The sequence below is a fragment of the Ruegeria sp. AB6 genome (assembly GCF_056542685.1).
This window is the reverse complement of record NZ_JBQGAD010000005.1, coordinates 90,656-107,667: the sequence shown is the minus strand read 5'-3', so window position 1 is coordinate 107,667 and position 17,012 is coordinate 90,656. Positions and strand designations below refer to the sequence as shown.

Sequence of the window (17,012 nt, the reverse complement as noted above, 5' to 3'; positions counted from 1 at the left end):
GTCTTCGTCTCCTTTTCGTCATCAGTCTCAATAATCTACGGGGTCGCGCCAGATCGGGCAGGTCATGCAATGCCCTCCGCCACGTCCACGGCCCAGTTCGGACCCGGAAATGGTGATCACCTCGACACCCGCCTTACGCAGCAGCGTGTTGGTATAGGTGTTGCGGTCATAGGCCACGACCACGCCGGGCTCTAACGCGACCACGTTGTTGCCATCGTCCCATTGCTCGCGTTCCTGATTGAACGCATCACCACCGGTCTGCACGATGTTTAGCGATTTGATGCCAAGGCACTCTGCCGCGACATCAAACAGGTGTTTGTCCTCACGCCGGAACTCGATCGAGCCCTCTTTGTTGCCCGGATGCAGGCTGATACACTGGATCTCGTTACAGACATCCACAAAAGCGGTCGCGGTTTCGCGGTCGCAATGGCTAAACACCGTATCCAGATGCATGGCCGCCCGGCTGCGTGGCATCTGGCAGGCCACAACCCGTTCCGCCGCACCCTTGGCGAACAGCGCGCGTGCCACCTGACCCACCGCCTGCGGGCTGGTGCGTTCGCCCATACCGATCAACACGCTGCCATTGCCCCAGGGCATGACATCGCCGCCCTCGACCGTGGCCGCGCCATGATCTTCGTCGGGGTCGCCCCACCAGATTTCGAAATCCCCGTTCTTGAAATCAGGGTGGAACTTGTAGATCGCGGTGACCAGCAGCGTTTCAGGCCGCCGCGCGGGCCAATACATCGGGTTCACCGTCACACCGCCGTAGATCCAGCAGCTATTGTCGCGGGTGAACTGCGTGTTGGGGATTGGGGGGATCACAAATCCCAGAGGGCCAAGGTAGCTGCCGAACATGCCCGAGGGCTTGAAGGGCATATCCTCGACCGCGATGCCGCCGATCAGGTACCTGGCCAGTTCTTTGGCCGGCATTTCATCAAGCCATCCGCGCAACTCAGTCAGCATGCCGACGCCAACCTGATTTTCCGTGATCCGCCGTTCCAGCACCCAGTTGCGGGCATCTTTGTCCTTGAGTGTCGTCTCTAGCAAAGCGTGGAATTCCAGCACTTCGACCCCGCGCTCTTCCATTTTCATGCGGAAATCAGCGTGATCGGCACGGGCTTTGTGCACCCATAGAACGTCATCATACAAAAGCTCGGCTGCGTTGCCCGGGGTCAGGCGGGAATGGGCAAGGCCCGGTTCGCACACCATCACCTTGCGAAGTTTGCCAATCTCGGAATGGGCTCCAAATCCAGTCATGATGTCTCCTTCGGTGTTGCTTTGCCGGACTGCCAGCGCAGCCAGACATGGATGGGCAGACCTGCCAAAAGCAGCAGAACGCCCCAGAAAACCACATCCTCACCCGCGCCGTAGATCGCCCAGAGCGCGTAGGCAAAGCCCAACGTGGCAAGGATAAGGATGTTGGGTGACAGCCGGATGTGATCGCCCCGACGCGCACGGATCATGATCTCGGCCAGGGCGCATAGCAGATAGGGGATCAGGGTCGACAGCGTGGCCAGCAGGATGATGAATTCGAACTGCTCGGCCAGCGACCGTGTGTAATTCATGGCAATGAGGGCACTGGCCAGAAGGCTGGACACGATCAACCCAAAGGCCGGTGTACCTGAGCGGGACAGGCGCGCGAAATAGGCCGGGAACAACCCGTCGCGGGCCGCGCCTAGGGGCACCTGCCCAGTCAGAAGAACAAAACCGTTCAGCGTCCCAAAGGTTGAGATACAGGCCCCGATGGCGATAAAGACAGCGCCACCGAAGCCCCACATGACCGTGGCGACATCGGCAAGCGGCGCATTGCTTCCCGCCAAAAGTGACGAGGGCACGACACCGAGCGCCACATAGGTTGTCGCGATATAGATCAAAGCCGCCACGCATGTGCCAAGGATCGTGGCGCGGGGAATGGTGCGCTTGGGATCTTTGACCTCACCTGCCGGGACGGTCGCCGGTTCCAGCCCCACAAAGGCCCACAGTGTCAGCGCAGCACAAGTTGAAATCGCCGAGATGTTGGACATTCCGCTGACATTCACCGGTTTGAAATTAGCGCTGTCTACATATGCAAAGCCCAAAACGATCAGCACCAGCAGCGGAGCCAGTTTCATCACGGTGGTCACGACCTGAATGATCCCCGCTTCACGCACGCCGCGCACGTTGATCCAAGTCAGCAACCACATCGACCCCAGTGCCGCGGCCAACCCGGCCAATGCGCTTTGGCCCACGGCAGGGACCATAACGCTGAGATATCCAGCAAAGGCCACGGCCACGGCGGCATTTCCCGACCAAAGGGCGATCCAATAGCCCCACGCGATGATGAACCCTGCAAAATCCCCAAAGCCTTCGCGGGCATAGGCATATGGCCCACCGGTATCAGAAGACAGGCGCGCCAGCCGTCCGAAGATCAGCGCCAGGACGATGGCTCCTCCGGCGGTCAGAACCCATCCCGCCATCGAGATCGGCCCAAACGCTGCAAGAGACGACGGCAGCAGGAAAATTCCCGACCCGATCATATTGCCCACCACCAAGGCGGTACACATCCAAAACCCAAGAGCGTGTGGGGTATCAGAAGAGGTCATCGGACAGCCTTACGCAATTGCCGACAGGCTGAGACCGACCATGATGATCACGATCAGTACACCCAGCAGCGGAAGGGTGAATTTCAACCACCGTTCATAGGGCACACGTCCCAACGCCAAGCCACCCATCACCACAGCCGAGGTCGGCGTGATCAGGTTCACCAGACCGCTAGCGGACTGATAGGCCGTGACGACCAAAGAACGGTCCACGTTCGAGAAATCCGCCAGTGGCGCCATGATCGGCATGGTCAGAACCGCCAGACCCGATGAGGACGGCACCAGGAAAGACAACAGCCCCTGCAGCCCGAACATGGTATTGATGAAAGCCACCTGACCCAACCCGTTCACTGCACCCTCGGCCCAATACAGGATCGTGTCCGTTGTACTGCCAGCATCCATCACGATAACGATGCCACGTGCAATCCCGATCACCAGCGCCACGCCCAACAGATCACGCGCGCCATCCACGAAAGTCGAAGTGAACTCTTCTTCTCCCATCCGTGCGATCAGCCCGACGACGATGGCGGCCACAAGAAACAGGCCCGACATCTCGGCCATCCACCAACCTCCGACGGATACGCCCCAGATCATTACGCCGAAGCTGGCTGCAAAGATCACAAGGATTACACCATGGGTGCCCGTAAAGGTGACAGGCGCATCGCCCTCGCGTTTGCCTTTGAGGAAATGTGTTTCATTGCTTTCGCGTTTGTCGGCGACGATCGACAGCTGAGGGTCGGCTTTGACCCGCGCCGCGTAGCGCATGACAAACGCAACACAGGCCAGCCAGCAGACCGCAAGCAGTCCAAAGCGCAGCATGATCCCATTGGTGAACGGGATCCCCGCCGCGTCCGAAGCGATCACGGTGGCAAAGGGGTTGATGGTGGACCCCAGCGTACCCACGCCCGCGCCCAGCATGATGATCCCACACCTACAGCGGCGTCATAACCCGCCGCAATCATCACCGGAATGATCAGGGTGTAGAAGGCCAGCGATTCCTCAGCCATGCCATAGATGGTGCCGCCTGCAGCAAACAACGCCATCAGGATGGGGATCATCCACTTTTCATGCCCCTCCATCCTTGCCATCGCTTTGGCGATGCCTGCGTCAATGGCTCCGGTATGGGCCACGATCCCCAGAAAGCCTCCAATCACAAGAACAAACAGCGCAACGTCGATGGCCTGAGCCTCATAGGTGGCAGGATTGTAGAACCCCGCAATCGGTGCCAGAACCACGTCGAAAAAGCCCTGCGGCTGCGGGTCAACTACCTGATAGCTGCCTGGAACCGGGACATCCTTGCCCAGCTGTTCATTTGCGACTCGGTCATACTGACCGGCGGGCACGAACCAAGTGGCGATCGCAACCACTGCGATCAAAGCAAATAGAATGGTGTATGCAGTAGGGAACTGGAACTTCATTTGAACGATCCACTGAAAATACCGAGAATGAAAGCTAAGCTGCCTGCGTGCCCGATGATCTTCCGTTCAGTCCGGCCGGGTTCGTTGCAAGCTGTTGCGTGAAATGTGCAAAGCAAAATCAAACAGGACTTTGACTTGGATCATTAAAAACCCAAAAAGATGTAACTGATTTGTGAAATTTAGCCCTCGGAATTTTGCATGCGCAGACAAAAGCCGTTTTTTGCGGGCTAGCTGTTCACGTTATCCGGATCGAACGTTCCCGATGACAGATCGACACGCGCGTCGACCTCAGCTGCGTTGACGGTCGCATCGGCCCCCGGCTCGCTCAAAATAGTAGCTGTCTAAGGGGCCGGCTTTTGGCGTGTCACACTTCGAACTTTTCCCGGCACAGGCTTTCAATCTGTGCCCAAGTTGATTTGAATTCAGGTGTATTTTCGGCCGCGTAGTGGAAGTTCTTCATCAAGCCTGTCAGCTGCGTAAACACCTGACGTACTTCGGCTTTATCAGCGAAATCGGCGGTGGATTGGGTCACGCCATAGACCAGCTTGAAGGTCATCTTCTGCCGCTCCAGAGGGACGGTTGCGTCCACCTGATCAAAGGCGTCCTGCTGCAGATAAACCATGTCCACAAACAGTGCTTTTTGCTGGGTGACAAAGTCCTCGATCGTGACGCCCTCTTCGCCCGTCACCTGCATCATTTGATCGACCTGTTCGCCCTTTTCGATAAGCGCCAGCAAATCGCGGACCTTGCCGGTCCAGCCAGCTTCGGCATTCTTGTCATACCAGTCGGACAGCTGATCCAGATATCGTGACCAGCTGAGCATCGGGTCCACCGCCGGGTAAAACCGCTTGTAAGCGCGCTCGGACGACAGGCCGAGGAAACACTTGACCGTAGACAGGGTCGACTGCGTGACCGGTTCGTCAAAATTGCCCCCGGCGGGTGAGACCGTGCCGATCAGGGTCAGGCTGCCCAACGCGCCGTCATTGGTCTTCATCGCGCCTGCGCGCTCGTACAGCCCCTTGATCGAGCTTTCCAGGTAGGCCGGGAAGCCCTCCTCACCCGGAATTTCCTCCAGCTTGCCCGAAGTCTCGCGCATGGCCTGCGCCCAGCGGCTGGTGCTGTCGGCAATCAGCAGCACGTCATAGCCCATCTGGCGGTAATATTCGCCCAGTGTGATGCCTGTAAAGATCGACGCCTCGCGCGCAGCGACCGGCATGGACGAGGTGTTACAGATGATGATTGTCCGGTCCATCAGGCTGCCGCCCGAGGTTGGGTCGGTCATCTTGGGGAATTCCGCGATGGTCTCCACCACCTCGCCCGCGCGCTCGCCGCAGGCGACAACGATCACGATATCGACCTTGGAATTCCGTGCGATCAGGTTTTGCAGCACGGTCTTGCCTGCACCGAACGGGCCGGGAATACAGGCCGTCCCGCCGCGCGCGATAGGGAAGAACGTGTCGATCAGGCGTTGCGAGGTCAGAACCGGCTCGGTCGGGTAAAGACGTTCAGACAAGGCGCGCTTCAGGATGTTTTCCGGCAACGCCCTCCGGACGGGCCATTTCTGTGACAGGGTCAGCGTGTGTTCGCCGCCCTGCGCATCCTCAAGCCGGGCCACGATGTCGTGGATCGTGGCAGCCCCTTTCTGGACCCAGACGACCTTGTAATCGCCAACCCAGTTAAACGGCAGCATGATCTTATGCTCGAACCGCCCCTCGGGCACCGCGCCGATGCTGTCGCCCGCCGTCACGGTGTCGCCCACCTTGACCGAAGGTGTAAACGACCACTTCGCCAGCGTATCCAGCGGGGCCACATCCGCGCCGCGCGGCAGGAAAGTGCCAAATTCGGCAGCGACCTTGGGCAGTGGCGACTGCAACCCGTCAAACACCTGACCCAGCAGACCTGGCCCCAGTTCAACCGACAACAACTGGCCCGATTGCTCTACCGGATCGCCCACGGCCACGCCGTCGGTGCTTTCATAGACTTGCACATCCGCCGTGTCGCCGCGCACGCGCAGCACTTCGGCTTTCAAACGTTCCTGACGGCCGCCGGGGCCGGGGCGCGTGGGCAGGATGAAGACCACCTCGTTCTTGACCAATTGCCCCGGCGCGCCCGAGGCATCTGCGTTGGCCTGAATTTGCACCAGCCCCTCTTGCACCGAGACAACGCGGGCAGTGGCGGTTTGGGTGACGGGGGTTGGGGCGGTCATGCGTAGGCTCCCTCAAAGTCGATATCGGCGACGTCGGCCATGGCCTGTTGCGCCAGTTTTTCAAATCGCGTTGCCGCATCCTGCGCATTGCTCTGCGCCCAGCGGTCGAAAATATTCCAGATCAGAACGTAAATCGCTACGGCCTCGAAATCGAACAGATGGCGGGCGGCGTGGCGTTTCAGCTGCTTATGGCTAACCGAAAGCAGAAGCCTCTCCAGACCCAGCGGGTCCTCGGCCTCCAGCAGTTGATGCGCTTCCTTGAGCCACGGCATCGAGCTCTCAAGCTTGAAGGTCGGATCGCTCCAGTTGGCCGGGATGTGGCGGGCCCAGCGGCCCATGCCGAAGGTTCCGGCGGGCGAGCTGCCACCCTTTTTGCGAAGGCGCAATGCGGCTACGGCGGTGCGCAAATCCATCCGCTCCAGAAACAGCTTCTGCAAAGTCGGCTGCGGAATATCAGCAAGCGCGGCCTTGCACCGTTCGACGGCCTGCACGTCTGTCATGTCCATATCGTAATCGCCCCAGTTCAGGGCGTGCTCCAACACCCGCAGCACCTGCGCATCCTCAGGCGTCAACGCGCGCAGCCGCCGGTCTAGCCGAAAGCGCGAGATTGGGGGCTGTTTGGCGATAAACAACCGCTCTGAGCCGGGAAGGCTGCTGATTAGCGCGATATAGGCGTCGGGGTCCGACATTTCAGCGGATCACCCCTTCAAGCACGGCACGGAACCGGGGCTGAAGATGCTCCATCAGCAAGGAGGCCACGGCCTTGTCAGTCAGGTCCAGCACCACGCCCTGATCCTCGGCGCGCACCCGGATACCGTCCTGCGTGCCGTCAGCAGCGTGCAGCTCCACCTGTTCGCGCAGCATGTCGGCGGTCAGGCCCAGCACGTATTTCGTCAGCTTGCCCGACTGGATATCGTCAGCGTTCTGCTTGATATCCTCTTGTGTGGCCACCTTAGCGGGCAGGATCACCTGCACCTTACCGTCCAGCTTGGCCCCTTCGGCAGCGCGCCCGACGACCTCGAGGATCATCTGTTTCAGCATCTCGGGATCAGCCATTTCTTTGGTGACAAGGCGTTCGACATCTTCGCGAAACCGGTCAGTGAGTCCGGCCTTCATCGTCAGCACAGCATCGCGCATGGCGGTGTTCAGCGCCTCTTCCCCGGCGGCGCGGTAATTGTCGGATTCGGTGCGCGCCTTTTTCTGATACTCATCCGCTTCGCGCTTGGCATCGGCGAGAATCTTCGCCGCCTCGGCCTTGGCTTCAGAACGCAACTTGTCCGCATCCGCCTGCCCCGCCGAGACACCGTCGCTGCGCAGCTTGTCGATCAGCGCATCGACCCCGTGCGAGATCATTCCGTCCTGTGCCATCAGCTGATCCCCGCGCTAATGACCAAGGCAAAGACAAAGGCAAAAACGCCAAAGCCTTCTATGATCGCCGCAGGGGCCAGCGACAGGCCGAAGATCTCAGGTTTCTCCTTCGTGGCATTGATCGCCGCCGCACAGGCGCGGCCCTGCCAGATGCCGCAATACATCAGCGCAATTCCCGACAGGATGCCGATGCCGAACAGCCCGCCCGCGTTTTCCGGCGTCACATCGCGGTTCAGCGTAAACATGATCACGATGCCATAGATCACCATGGTCGACGGAAAGGCCGAGACGCCGATGAACCGGCCATAGCCGCCCTCGGTCTCGGTCATCGCGCCGATACTGGCCTGCCCCGCGATGGCACAACCAATGGCGCTGGACGCCGCACCCAATGCCATGGGCGCATAGATTCCCAGCCAACCCAATGTCAGTACAAGCTCATTCATTCCTGAACCTCCTTGCGGGCGAACGGGCGAAAGACGATGCCTTCATCCGGCAGACCCCATTTAAAGAATTCGATGTAATTGAGACGTAACCCGTGGACGACGCCGCTCATCAGTGCGAGTGCGAAATTGAGGAGATGCCCTGCAATCAGGATCAGCAGCCCGAACAGGATGCCCGGCCCTTTCAGCGCCTGCATCACTTGGACCGCCAGATCGTTGAACGTGATCGCCAGCGAGGCCGAGGCCAGCCCCAGCGCGAACAGGCGCATGTAACTCAGAACATCGCCAAACGCCCCCATCGCCCCCGCCAGCCCCTGCAGCCCTTCGATCAGACGCCACAGCCAGTCGGTAGGTTTGGTGATCTGTCGCTCGCTAGTGAACAGCAGAATGGTCAGAAAACCGGCAACCATCAGGACGGTTCCGGGCAGGGTCGCGCCGTCGTTCATGTAGGCCAACCACAGAACAAACCCGCCGATTAGCACTCCGATCCAACCTATATTGGCAACCGCTCTGCGCCGTCCCCACGCCGCCCGCGCTGCCAATGCGTTGGCCAGCACCAGATGGAACACCCCCACCACGATCGAGATCATCATCATCGCGTTGAAATTGTTCAGATCCAGTATCTTGAGCCGCGCCCAGATCGACCCATCTGCCGGGGACGCGCCGAAATAGCTGCCGACCAGGACCCCATAAATCACCGTCGCGCCCGCGATGATCACACCGTAGAGCCGCCAAGACCGCTGCGCCGGGGTCTTGTCCATCTTCCTCCAGAAGGCCAGCAGGCCCAGCAGGATCACCGCGCCATAGCCCGCATCCGCCACGATCATCGCAAAGAAGATCGCAAACGAGGCCGCAACGATGATGCTGGGATCCCAATCCCGGTAGCCCGGTATCTGGTAAAACAGCGCCAGATCGACCGCCGCGCTGCGGTTTTCAGGCTGCTCCAGTAACGTCGGAGGGGCGTCATCCGGCCCCGGCTCCTCGATCAGAACAGCAGCGTCTCGCGCCTGCGCCATCTCCAGCACCGCATCCACACGATCTTCAGGCACCCAGCCCTGCAGGGCAAACATCGCGCCCTCGTCGCGGACCTTCTGTGTGGCGTGGGCCAGTTCCGCCGCGCTTTCCGCCGCCGACAGGTTTCGGCGCATCAGGGTCAGGTAACGGGTCTGGGCGATGCGTTCCGCCTCAAGCGCCTCAATGGCGATCTCGGCCTCTTCCAGCTGCGCCTCAAGCTCATGGATCGGCAGCGACCCGGTATGAGTGCGCGGCACCGGCAGAATATCATCACCCGGATCCTCGGGCGCGATCAGCACCGCGTAAATATAGCGGTGATCCTGTTCCAGAATGGCCCAGGGCAGTTTGACCTCGGACAACGCCTCGCGGTGTTTCACCGGCAGTTGGTAGAACCACAGCCGATTGCCCGCCAGCACATCATTGGGTGGAAAATCCAGATCACCCCACGGTCGCACCTGCGCGATCCGGTGCGCCAGAAAATCCCGCCGATCTGTTGCCTCTCGGGTGCGCTGCATCAGGTCAAGCACGTCGCGCACGAACTGGTCCATGTCGAAGGCCGGATCGCGCTGTATCTGGCGGCGCGGGTCGGCCACGTCGGTCAAAAAGCGCAGCGCTTTATAAGCGTCATGCGCGCCACGTTCGCTGATCTTTTCCGGCTCGACGGGTGGAGGCGCCAGTGGCAGTACATGCATACAGCCCAGCTCCTGCAGCGCCTCTAACGTGTCGCCCTTATGCGCGGCGGGTCCGACGAGGGACAGTTTCTTCAGCCGCGCGACGCTCATGTCAGCGCCTCCTGCGCATGTTTGCGTTTGGAGATTTTCGAGCGCACAACCGCCTGCATCTGCTCATCGCTCAGATAGATGCGGATTTTCTTGATATTGGCCTTGGCGCGCGGGATCAAAACTTTTTCGAACAGGTTGACCCGTTGCGTGATCGTGGCCACGGCCTTGTCGAAAATGCGCACCCTTTCTTCGGCGACCTTCACGCGTAGCCGCGCCTCGATCATGTCATGCAACAGGTTGGCGGCGGCATCGACCCAATGTGGCTTGGCCAACAGCGAATAGGGTCGCACGGCAACTTCGATTCGGTCCAGATCGGGCATCTTGACGCCGACCACGTTGACCTCTTTCAACTGGTAATCCTTCAACTCGACCAACCCGTCCAGGTCGACCCCCTGCTGCGCCAGCATCGGCAGTTTTTCCCCGACCTGCTGCGCCAGATTGTGCACCTCTTGCTGCAGGCGGTGGACGTCTTCGCGGGCTTTGGCACGTTCCGCCATCAACTGCTGGCGCTTGAGGTCCAGCGACGGCAGGAACCGCTCATAGCTTTTCAGCTGGGTCTGCTGGCGAGCCAGCGACGATTTATTCAGCTGCAACCGCGCCATCGGTATCCTTTGGGAAATACTTCTCGACCAAAGCCTGCTTCATCAGCAACTGTTCAGGCTGGAAACACTCGGCCAGCGTCTTCCACCCCAGATCCAGCGCGTCCTCGAGCGGGATCGAGACGTTGATGTCCATAAACCGCGCCCGGAACAGCGCGCCGAATTTCAGCAACTGGTGATCGTAATCCGAAAGATCAAAGGCCATCGCCTGTTTCTGCGCCGCATCGCGGCTTTCGGAATAGAAGCGGATCATCGTGTTCATGATCTGCCCGTGATCTTCACGCGTGGTCTTGCCGATCACGTTCTGCTTGAGGCGTGACAGGCTGCCAAACGGATCAATCACCCCCGAATGCAGGTAAAACTGCCCCTCGGTGATATAGCCCGTGTTGTCCGGCACCGGATGGGTCACATCATTGCCGGGCATCGTCGTGACAGTCAGTACAGTGACCGAACCGCCTTTGGCATAGTCACATGCCTTCTCGTACCGCCGCGCCAGTTGGGAATAGAGATCGCCCATATAGCCGCGCTGCGAGGGCACGCGTTCCTGACTGATCCCCACCTCTTTCATCGCATCGGCATAGGCGGTCATGTCGGTCAACAAGACAAGCACCCGTTTGCCTTCTTCGACCGCGAATTTCTCGGCCACCGCTAGCGCCATGTCCGGCACCAAGAGCCGTTCCACCAGTGGGTCCATCGCCTGATTGACGAACATCACCGTGCGCGAGAACACGCCCGCATCCTCGAACGACGTCCGGAACGTGTGATAGTCGTCAAAGATCAGCCCCAGCCCGCCAAAGACTACGATATCCGCATCCGCCTGAATGCCGATCCGGCTGAGAAAGGCATTGAACGGCTCGCCCGAGACCGAAAAGATCGGGATTTTCTGGCTTTCGACCAGAGTATTGAACACGTCGATCATCGGCACGTCCGTGCGGATCATCTTGTTGGGCACTGCACGTTCCGAAGGGTTTACGGTCGGCCCGCCAATTTCGATCCGCGGTTCGGATGACAGGTCCGGCCCACCGTCGATTGCCACCCCTGCCCCGTCAAAGACACGGCCAAGAATATTGGCCGAATAGGGCGTCTGCATCGGATGACCCAGAAAAGTGGCTGTCGCCTCGGTCGAGATACCCTTGGTGCCCGAGAACACCTGCAGCGTCACCACATCCCGGTCGATGAAAATCGCCTGCGCCAGCGTTTTGTGTCCGTCGATGGTTTCGATCACCGCCAGATCGTTGAACCTAACGGTTGCTTCAGCCGATCCGTCCAACGGAACCCTAACTTTGATCGTATCCCCAACAATTTCCAGAACACGAGTATATTTCAAGAGACTCTGAGACATCGCCTACCCTAAGTCGCATGATTAAGAGTTTATTTTTCTTTCCACCTTCAAACTGCCCACCGAACCAGTGCGCTCGGAGGGTTTAATATTGATTTGGTAAATCCGGTTGCCTCCAAGCTAATAGAGATTGCAGGCCTAAAGCAATGAAATCAATTCAATTCCGACTGGATTTTGTGTCGCCATTCGATTTCAAGACTTTGCCATTGACGTCTGCGACGCCGCCTTTGGCCCCGTTTCAGCATCGGGACGATAGTCCAAAACGCGCACAAGCAAGTTGGCCATCTCTTCAAGTTCTTTGGAAGGTGTTTTGACTTCCCCTATGATGCGTTTGACCAGATCAACGGCTTCAGTGCGCTGCTCCTCGTCAGGCAACAGATAAGGCAACGTCTCGACTGCACCCTTCGGATCGAAAGTGGCGACCAGAGTCTGCTCGTGCAACATACGTTGACGTTCTACAACCGAAATGGATTTGAACGGCGCTTCGTGCCGAAAGATATGCGCCCAGCGGTGCAGAATCTCAGCGCGAAAGCCTTTGTGGCTGTCGGCCAATAAGATCAGCATTCGAATGACCGCCTCGGGCAGACCTCCTTGCCGCATATGCGCAAGCACCGTGTTGACCTCTGGCAAATTGCGCAAAGACGCTGGGTCTGGCAGGGTTCGGCGCTTGGAATACTCTTGCCCGAACCAAGTTGCGAACGGCCCGCCCCAAGTGGCGAAGAAGGTTGCCTCATACCATGCGTCGCGCAAATCACGGCCCAAATCCATCGATTGCTCGATCCATTCACCGGTGAGTTTTTCCCATTTTAGAAACGGGTTGTCAGCATCGGCTGGCGCGCGCTGCGCTCTGGCGTCCTGCGCCAGTTTCTCGATCCCTTTCCCCATAACTGTGTTCGAAGACATCGACGAACGCTGTACGCGCAGCGGATGCGCATCGCGCAAAGCCTGCGCTGTCACCGGTGTCGACATTGTTTGCACGGCTGGGCGACCAAAGGTTTCATAGGCACCCGCTTGCACTTCCGACATATGCGCCACGGCGGCAAAGCTGGTTTCATCCTGGCGACCGTCATCCAATGCAGCGACATCTGAAAGCGTTCGATCGACGAACCGAACTTCGAAGGATTTTTCGACCCCGTCCCCTTCGATGTTATCAATGACCATTTCATAAAGACCGGGTGCCATTGCCTCGACTGTTTCAAGTGTAGAGGCGAGGCCTGTGTGCTCTTTGCGCGCAATCTTGGAGGAAACAAAAATACCCAGATGCCCCACTTCATCATGAAGCATGTAAATAATGCGCTGGCCGCGTACTCGTATCTCTTCTTCGTCCGCATACGTTTCAGCGATCCAGTTCAACGCCTGTTGCGGCGGCGTGATATTGTCGCCATGACTTGCAAAGACAAAAATCGGCGCTTTGATCGCCTTGAGATCTACGGGAACTCCGGGTTCCAGTTGTGCGGTATTCTTGACGAGCCGATTTCCAACGAACAGTTGTTCGACAATCCATCGAATTTCGGCCTCGTTCAGAAGAAAGAAACCGCCCCACCAACGCTCAAAATCGATGAAACGCTGACGGCCGGCTTCGGGATCGCGGTACAGGTCGAAATATTTGCCAAAGTAGTTTCGGCTGGGATTTAGCTGCTCGAAATTCATCACCAGATTGGCACCGTCAAATTTGCCGTTCCCCAAATCTGACCAGAGCATCGGCTGCCATGTACCGCCAAGCATCCCGCCATTGTAGCGCATTGGATTTTCACCAACTTCACCCGACCAAGGTGCGACCGGCGCACCATTGAGCACCAGAGGCCCGGTCAGATCGGGGTTGCAGGCCGCCATCAGCAAGGTCGCCCAGCCGCCCTGGCAGTTTCCTGTCACAACAGGTTGCGGGCTTTTTGGGTGACGCGCGCTGACGGTGCGAACAAATCCAGCTTCGGCATGCATCACATCCGCCAGTGTCTGTCCTTCGACCGGGTCACGGCCAAAACTCACAAAGTATACCGGGTGGCCCTTCGCCAGCGCCACGCCGACCTGGCTGTCGGACTTGAACCCACCAATACCACCGCCATGTCCAGCACGAGGATCAATAATGATGTAGGGGCGTTTGTGATCGTCTACGTTGATCCCTTGCGGGGGAACAATGCGCAAAAGCTGATAGTTGCAGGGCCGGTCGAGCTCCCTCCCGTCAACCATCACTTCGTAGTCATAGACAAGCACTGGCGGGCAACCGGCCGCTTCATGTTCGAGTAAAACGTCTCCGCGCTCGCGCAAGACGTCCATCGTCAGGGCGACGCGCTGACCTGCATCCTTGATATAGTCCGTCCATGCCGAACCTACGGATTTCGTATGCGCGAATTGCACCGCAAGATCTCGCAGTTCGTTTGACCATTTCGTAGACCGGTTTGAATGGTGCTCAGTTATTTTCTGTGCCTGATTAGTAGCGGCTTGCGACAAAATTTGGTACTGCATACCAGATTGATCAAGCACACCAGAAATCGCATCAAGCACGTTGCTGTTTACGGTCGCTGTGGTTTTTTCACCGGTTGAAGGGTGCGACGCATTTTCTTTCGCAATTGAATTCCGGGCCATAGGTCAATCCTTCCTCAGACGATGCTGTACCCACCGTCGATGGGGTGTACGCCGCCAGTCACGTTGAACGCCTCGCGGCTTGCAAGAAACGCGGCATAGGCACCGACATCTTCGATGGTCGCCAACTGATGGGTGAGTGCACGCTCGGCAGCGGCGCTCAGCAGTGCATCAAAATCGGACAGCCCGGTGGCCGCGCGGGTTTTCAGAGGGCCAGGCGACAGAGCGTGCACCGAAATGCCTTTGGTCCCCAGTTCTGCAGCGGCATAGCGCACCGAGGCTTCCAAAGCGGCCTTCACCGGCCCCATGATATTGTAGTTTTCAACAACCCGAGTCGCCCCAAGAAACGAGACCGTCATACATGTTCCGCCACGCACCATCAGCGGTTCGGCCATGCGGATCATGCGCAGAAACGAATGAACAGAAATATCCATGGCCACCCCAAACCCTTCGGCCGAGGTATCAATAACCCTTCCGTGCAGATCATCGCGTGGCGCAAAGGCAATAGAATGCACAAGAGTGTCAATCCGGCCCCATTGCGCCCGGATTGCATCAAACAAGGCGTTTGTCTGGTCTGCATCCCGCACATCCAGCGGCAGACAGATTTTTGCATCAACCTCTTCAGCCAGCGGGACGACGTATGGTTTGGCCTTTTCGTTTACATAAGTCAGCGCGATCTCTGCGCCTTGTGCATGAAGCGCACGCGCGCATCCCCACGCAATCGACTGATCGTTTGCGACACCGATAACAACTGCTTTGTATCCGTCCAATCGAAACATAGCATGCCTTTTTTCTGCAGTGCAGCATAGCGCCTTTTCCTCGATTCGGGAAAGACGATTGCGGTGCAATTCTGCCTACGCTGCGTCACAGAGCTACGAACACGCACCAGTTTGCTCAAAAACGGGCGAATTATGTCCGGGCTTTTTCCATTTCAGCAATTCGCGCAGTAGACGATAGTATACGCCCCTGCCTTGTCCGGCCACGAGTGTTGAGATGACACTCAAACGGAAACGACGCTCTAAACTTCGGCTCTGTACCTCAGCGGAGTGCGAAGGGGTTTTCCTGGATTGCCGCGTTTGCTCGGGTACTAGCTGTGAGCCCAAAGCAACCATATCCGCACTAACTAAAGCGCAAGACCGTATCGAAAGCTCAAATCAAAAAGAAATTTTAACGCATTGCCTGCTATTGCTAAGGGTCCATCAATTTCGCGTTTCGACGGCGCGCAATCTCCTGTCGAATTAGGTCTATGTGCAAACGTGCATCATATGCGCCTTGGCGATATGCGAGCGGCAGGTTCAGGTTTGCAAGTGCGGTGTCCACTTCTTCGAATTTATTGGCGACTTCTTCCACCTCAGCCAAAGTCTGTGCCTTGCTGAGTTCTTCCTCAAGCGCAGCGATGCGCTGGTAAAAACGCCAGACCCTACGCTTTTGAAACCAAACGTAGCCAGACGGGACGATCCGCAGAAAAGGAACTAAGAACAACAAAGGCAATAACAACAACAATACACTGCCAAATTGCGCTGCGATCCAATATGGCAAGACGCCATGCAAAAAGTTTGGCCCAGAATTTATGAGTTCTGTCGCAATTTTGTTTAGTGGCACAGGCGGTGAAGCTGTGTTTGGATACTCGCGCGCACTTTGCAAAATAGTGGCTTCGCTATGAATGTTCTTCGCTGCATTCACCAACCTATCGGTTACTGCAGGATGAAGATCGGAAGCGGCGATAAGTGAAGCCCTCAACGCTAAGATCTTGACATCCTCCGGCGGCCTCGGAGGGTCCAGTGTGATTGATCCTGCCGGTACAGTTACCGAATTTGCGCCTGAAAGTTTCAATGCCAGAGCATCGACCAAAGCCATGGGAACGAAAACGATTTCTGGATCAAAAATTGCGTCCATAAGATAAGGCGCATCGAGGGGTGCGACAAACAACGCTGCATCCGCTTCGTTGGAATACAACGCCTCTATTGCATCGTTTCCCCCGGCATCGACTAGGGTTATGCCGACATTTTGCAAACCTGCGGCCTCAATTAGCGATAAAGCAGCGGCGCGAGTACCAGACGCCTTGGTTCCTGCTGCTAAACGTATGTCTCCCCATTCTCCTGCATTGGCCCCAACTGAACTAGACGTTCCACGGAACACCACCATGGGTTCAAGAAAAATGGCACCCAGGGACTGCAAGTTTTCGTCCTGAGGTAGTTCAAGACCGCCTTGAACAAAAGCGGCATCCACTTTGCCGGAAACAAGTTTTTGAATGTTCTCAACGGACCCCTCGGTTTCAACCAACATTACCTGAATGCCGTCACGTGCAAGTTCTGCTTTATAGAGTTGTCCAACTTGCCAGTATCCGCCGCCGTTTATGCCAGCAGCCAGCTTAATATTGTTGGGCGGTTTCAAACCAAAGATCAGAAAAACAACCAAACCGACAAACATAATCGGAAAGAGAATGAAAAGAGCTAAGCGCATTTATTCCCACATTCGGATGATCGGAACCGTTAAGTCGTTCTCATTTGATAGCAATCTTTTTGCCAACTAGAAACTGATCCCAGCGATTGGCACTCGTAGCTCTTATGGGCGTCAAGACCCATAAGTATGCACCTGATACTCCTGATCGAGTTTGTGTTTTGCGTCAGCCAACCAGTCTTGTAATGATCATAATAAGGACTTTTTGCGCACCACATGATTGAGAG

General features: G+C 57.5%; 12 protein-coding genes and 1 pseudogene. All 13 read right to left on the bottom strand.

The window, feature by feature from the left end; all coding sequences use genetic code 11:
- Positions 1–27 precede the first annotated feature (27 nt).
- Entirely contained in the window at positions 28–1,257 is a 1,230-nt protein-coding gene (locus ACR0DB_RS12235) for an arginine deiminase (protein ID WP_170789896.1), read from the bottom strand.
- Positions 1,254–2,582 carry an amino acid permease gene (locus ACR0DB_RS12230; protein WP_480551181.1) on the bottom strand — a complete coding sequence of 443 codons (1,329 nt, stop codon included), beginning with the start codon at positions 2,580–2,582 and terminating at the stop codon, positions 1,254–1,256. The genes ACR0DB_RS12235 and ACR0DB_RS12230 overlap by 4 nt, the downstream gene beginning before the upstream one ends.
- A gap of 9 nt (positions 2,583–2,591) precedes the next feature.
- A pseudogene (locus tag ACR0DB_RS12225) lies at positions 2,592–3,997 on the bottom strand (YfcC family protein).
- Positions 3,998–4,361: 364 nt separating this feature from the next.
- On the bottom strand, positions 4,362–6,203 hold the full coding sequence (locus ACR0DB_RS12220; RefSeq protein WP_480551179.1) for a V-type ATP synthase subunit A: 1,842 nt from the start codon (positions 6,201–6,203) through the stop codon (positions 4,362–4,364).
- Complete coding sequence (locus ACR0DB_RS12215; RefSeq protein ID WP_480551177.1) at positions 6,200–6,892, bottom strand: hypothetical protein; 693 nt, start codon at positions 6,890–6,892, stop codon at positions 6,200–6,202. Before ACR0DB_RS12215 ends, ACR0DB_RS12220 begins: the two co-directional genes overlap by 4 nt.
- Before the next feature lies 1 nt (position 6,893).
- Positions 6,894–7,571 carry a hypothetical protein gene (locus ACR0DB_RS12210; protein ID WP_480551175.1) on the bottom strand — a complete coding sequence of 226 codons (678 nt, stop codon included), beginning with the start codon at positions 7,569–7,571 and terminating at the stop codon, positions 6,894–6,896.
- Positions 7,571–8,014 (bottom strand): ATP synthase subunit C, encoded by a 444-nt coding sequence (locus tag ACR0DB_RS12205; RefSeq protein WP_170352721.1) that lies wholly within the window; start codon positions 8,012–8,014, stop codon positions 7,571–7,573. The genes ACR0DB_RS12210 and ACR0DB_RS12205 overlap by 1 nt, the downstream gene beginning before the upstream one ends.
- Positions 8,011–9,807 (bottom strand): V-type ATP synthase subunit I, encoded by a 1,797-nt coding sequence (locus ACR0DB_RS12200; RefSeq protein WP_480551173.1) that lies wholly within the window; start codon positions 9,805–9,807, stop codon positions 8,011–8,013. The genes ACR0DB_RS12205 and ACR0DB_RS12200 overlap by 4 nt, the downstream gene beginning before the upstream one ends.
- Entirely contained in the window at positions 9,804–10,409 is a 606-nt protein-coding gene (locus ACR0DB_RS12195) for a V-type ATP synthase subunit D (protein ID WP_170789890.1), read from the bottom strand. Before ACR0DB_RS12195 ends, ACR0DB_RS12200 begins: the two co-directional genes overlap by 4 nt.
- Positions 10,387–11,748, bottom strand: a complete 1,362-nt coding sequence (locus ACR0DB_RS12190) for a V-type ATP synthase subunit B (RefSeq protein WP_170785689.1) — start codon at positions 11,746–11,748, stop codon at positions 10,387–10,389. The genes ACR0DB_RS12195 and ACR0DB_RS12190 overlap by 23 nt, the downstream gene beginning before the upstream one ends.
- 189 nt (positions 11,749–11,937) lie before the next feature.
- Positions 11,938–14,100 carry a DUF3141 domain-containing protein gene (locus ACR0DB_RS12185; RefSeq protein ID WP_480551170.1) on the bottom strand — a complete coding sequence of 721 codons (2,163 nt, stop codon included), beginning with the start codon at positions 14,098–14,100 and terminating at the stop codon, positions 11,938–11,940.
- A gap of 242 nt (positions 14,101–14,342) precedes the next feature.
- A complete protein-coding gene (gene fabI, locus ACR0DB_RS12180) occupies positions 14,343–15,104 on the bottom strand; it encodes an enoyl-ACP reductase FabI (protein ID WP_480551168.1) in 762 nt (253 codons plus the stop codon).
- A 409-nt stretch (positions 15,105–15,513) separates the two neighbouring features.
- On the bottom strand, positions 15,514–16,788 hold the full coding sequence (locus ACR0DB_RS12175) for a TAXI family TRAP transporter solute-binding subunit (RefSeq protein ID WP_480551166.1): 1,275 nt from the start codon (positions 16,786–16,788) through the stop codon (positions 15,514–15,516).
- Between the last annotated feature and the right edge of the window lie 224 nt (positions 16,789–17,012).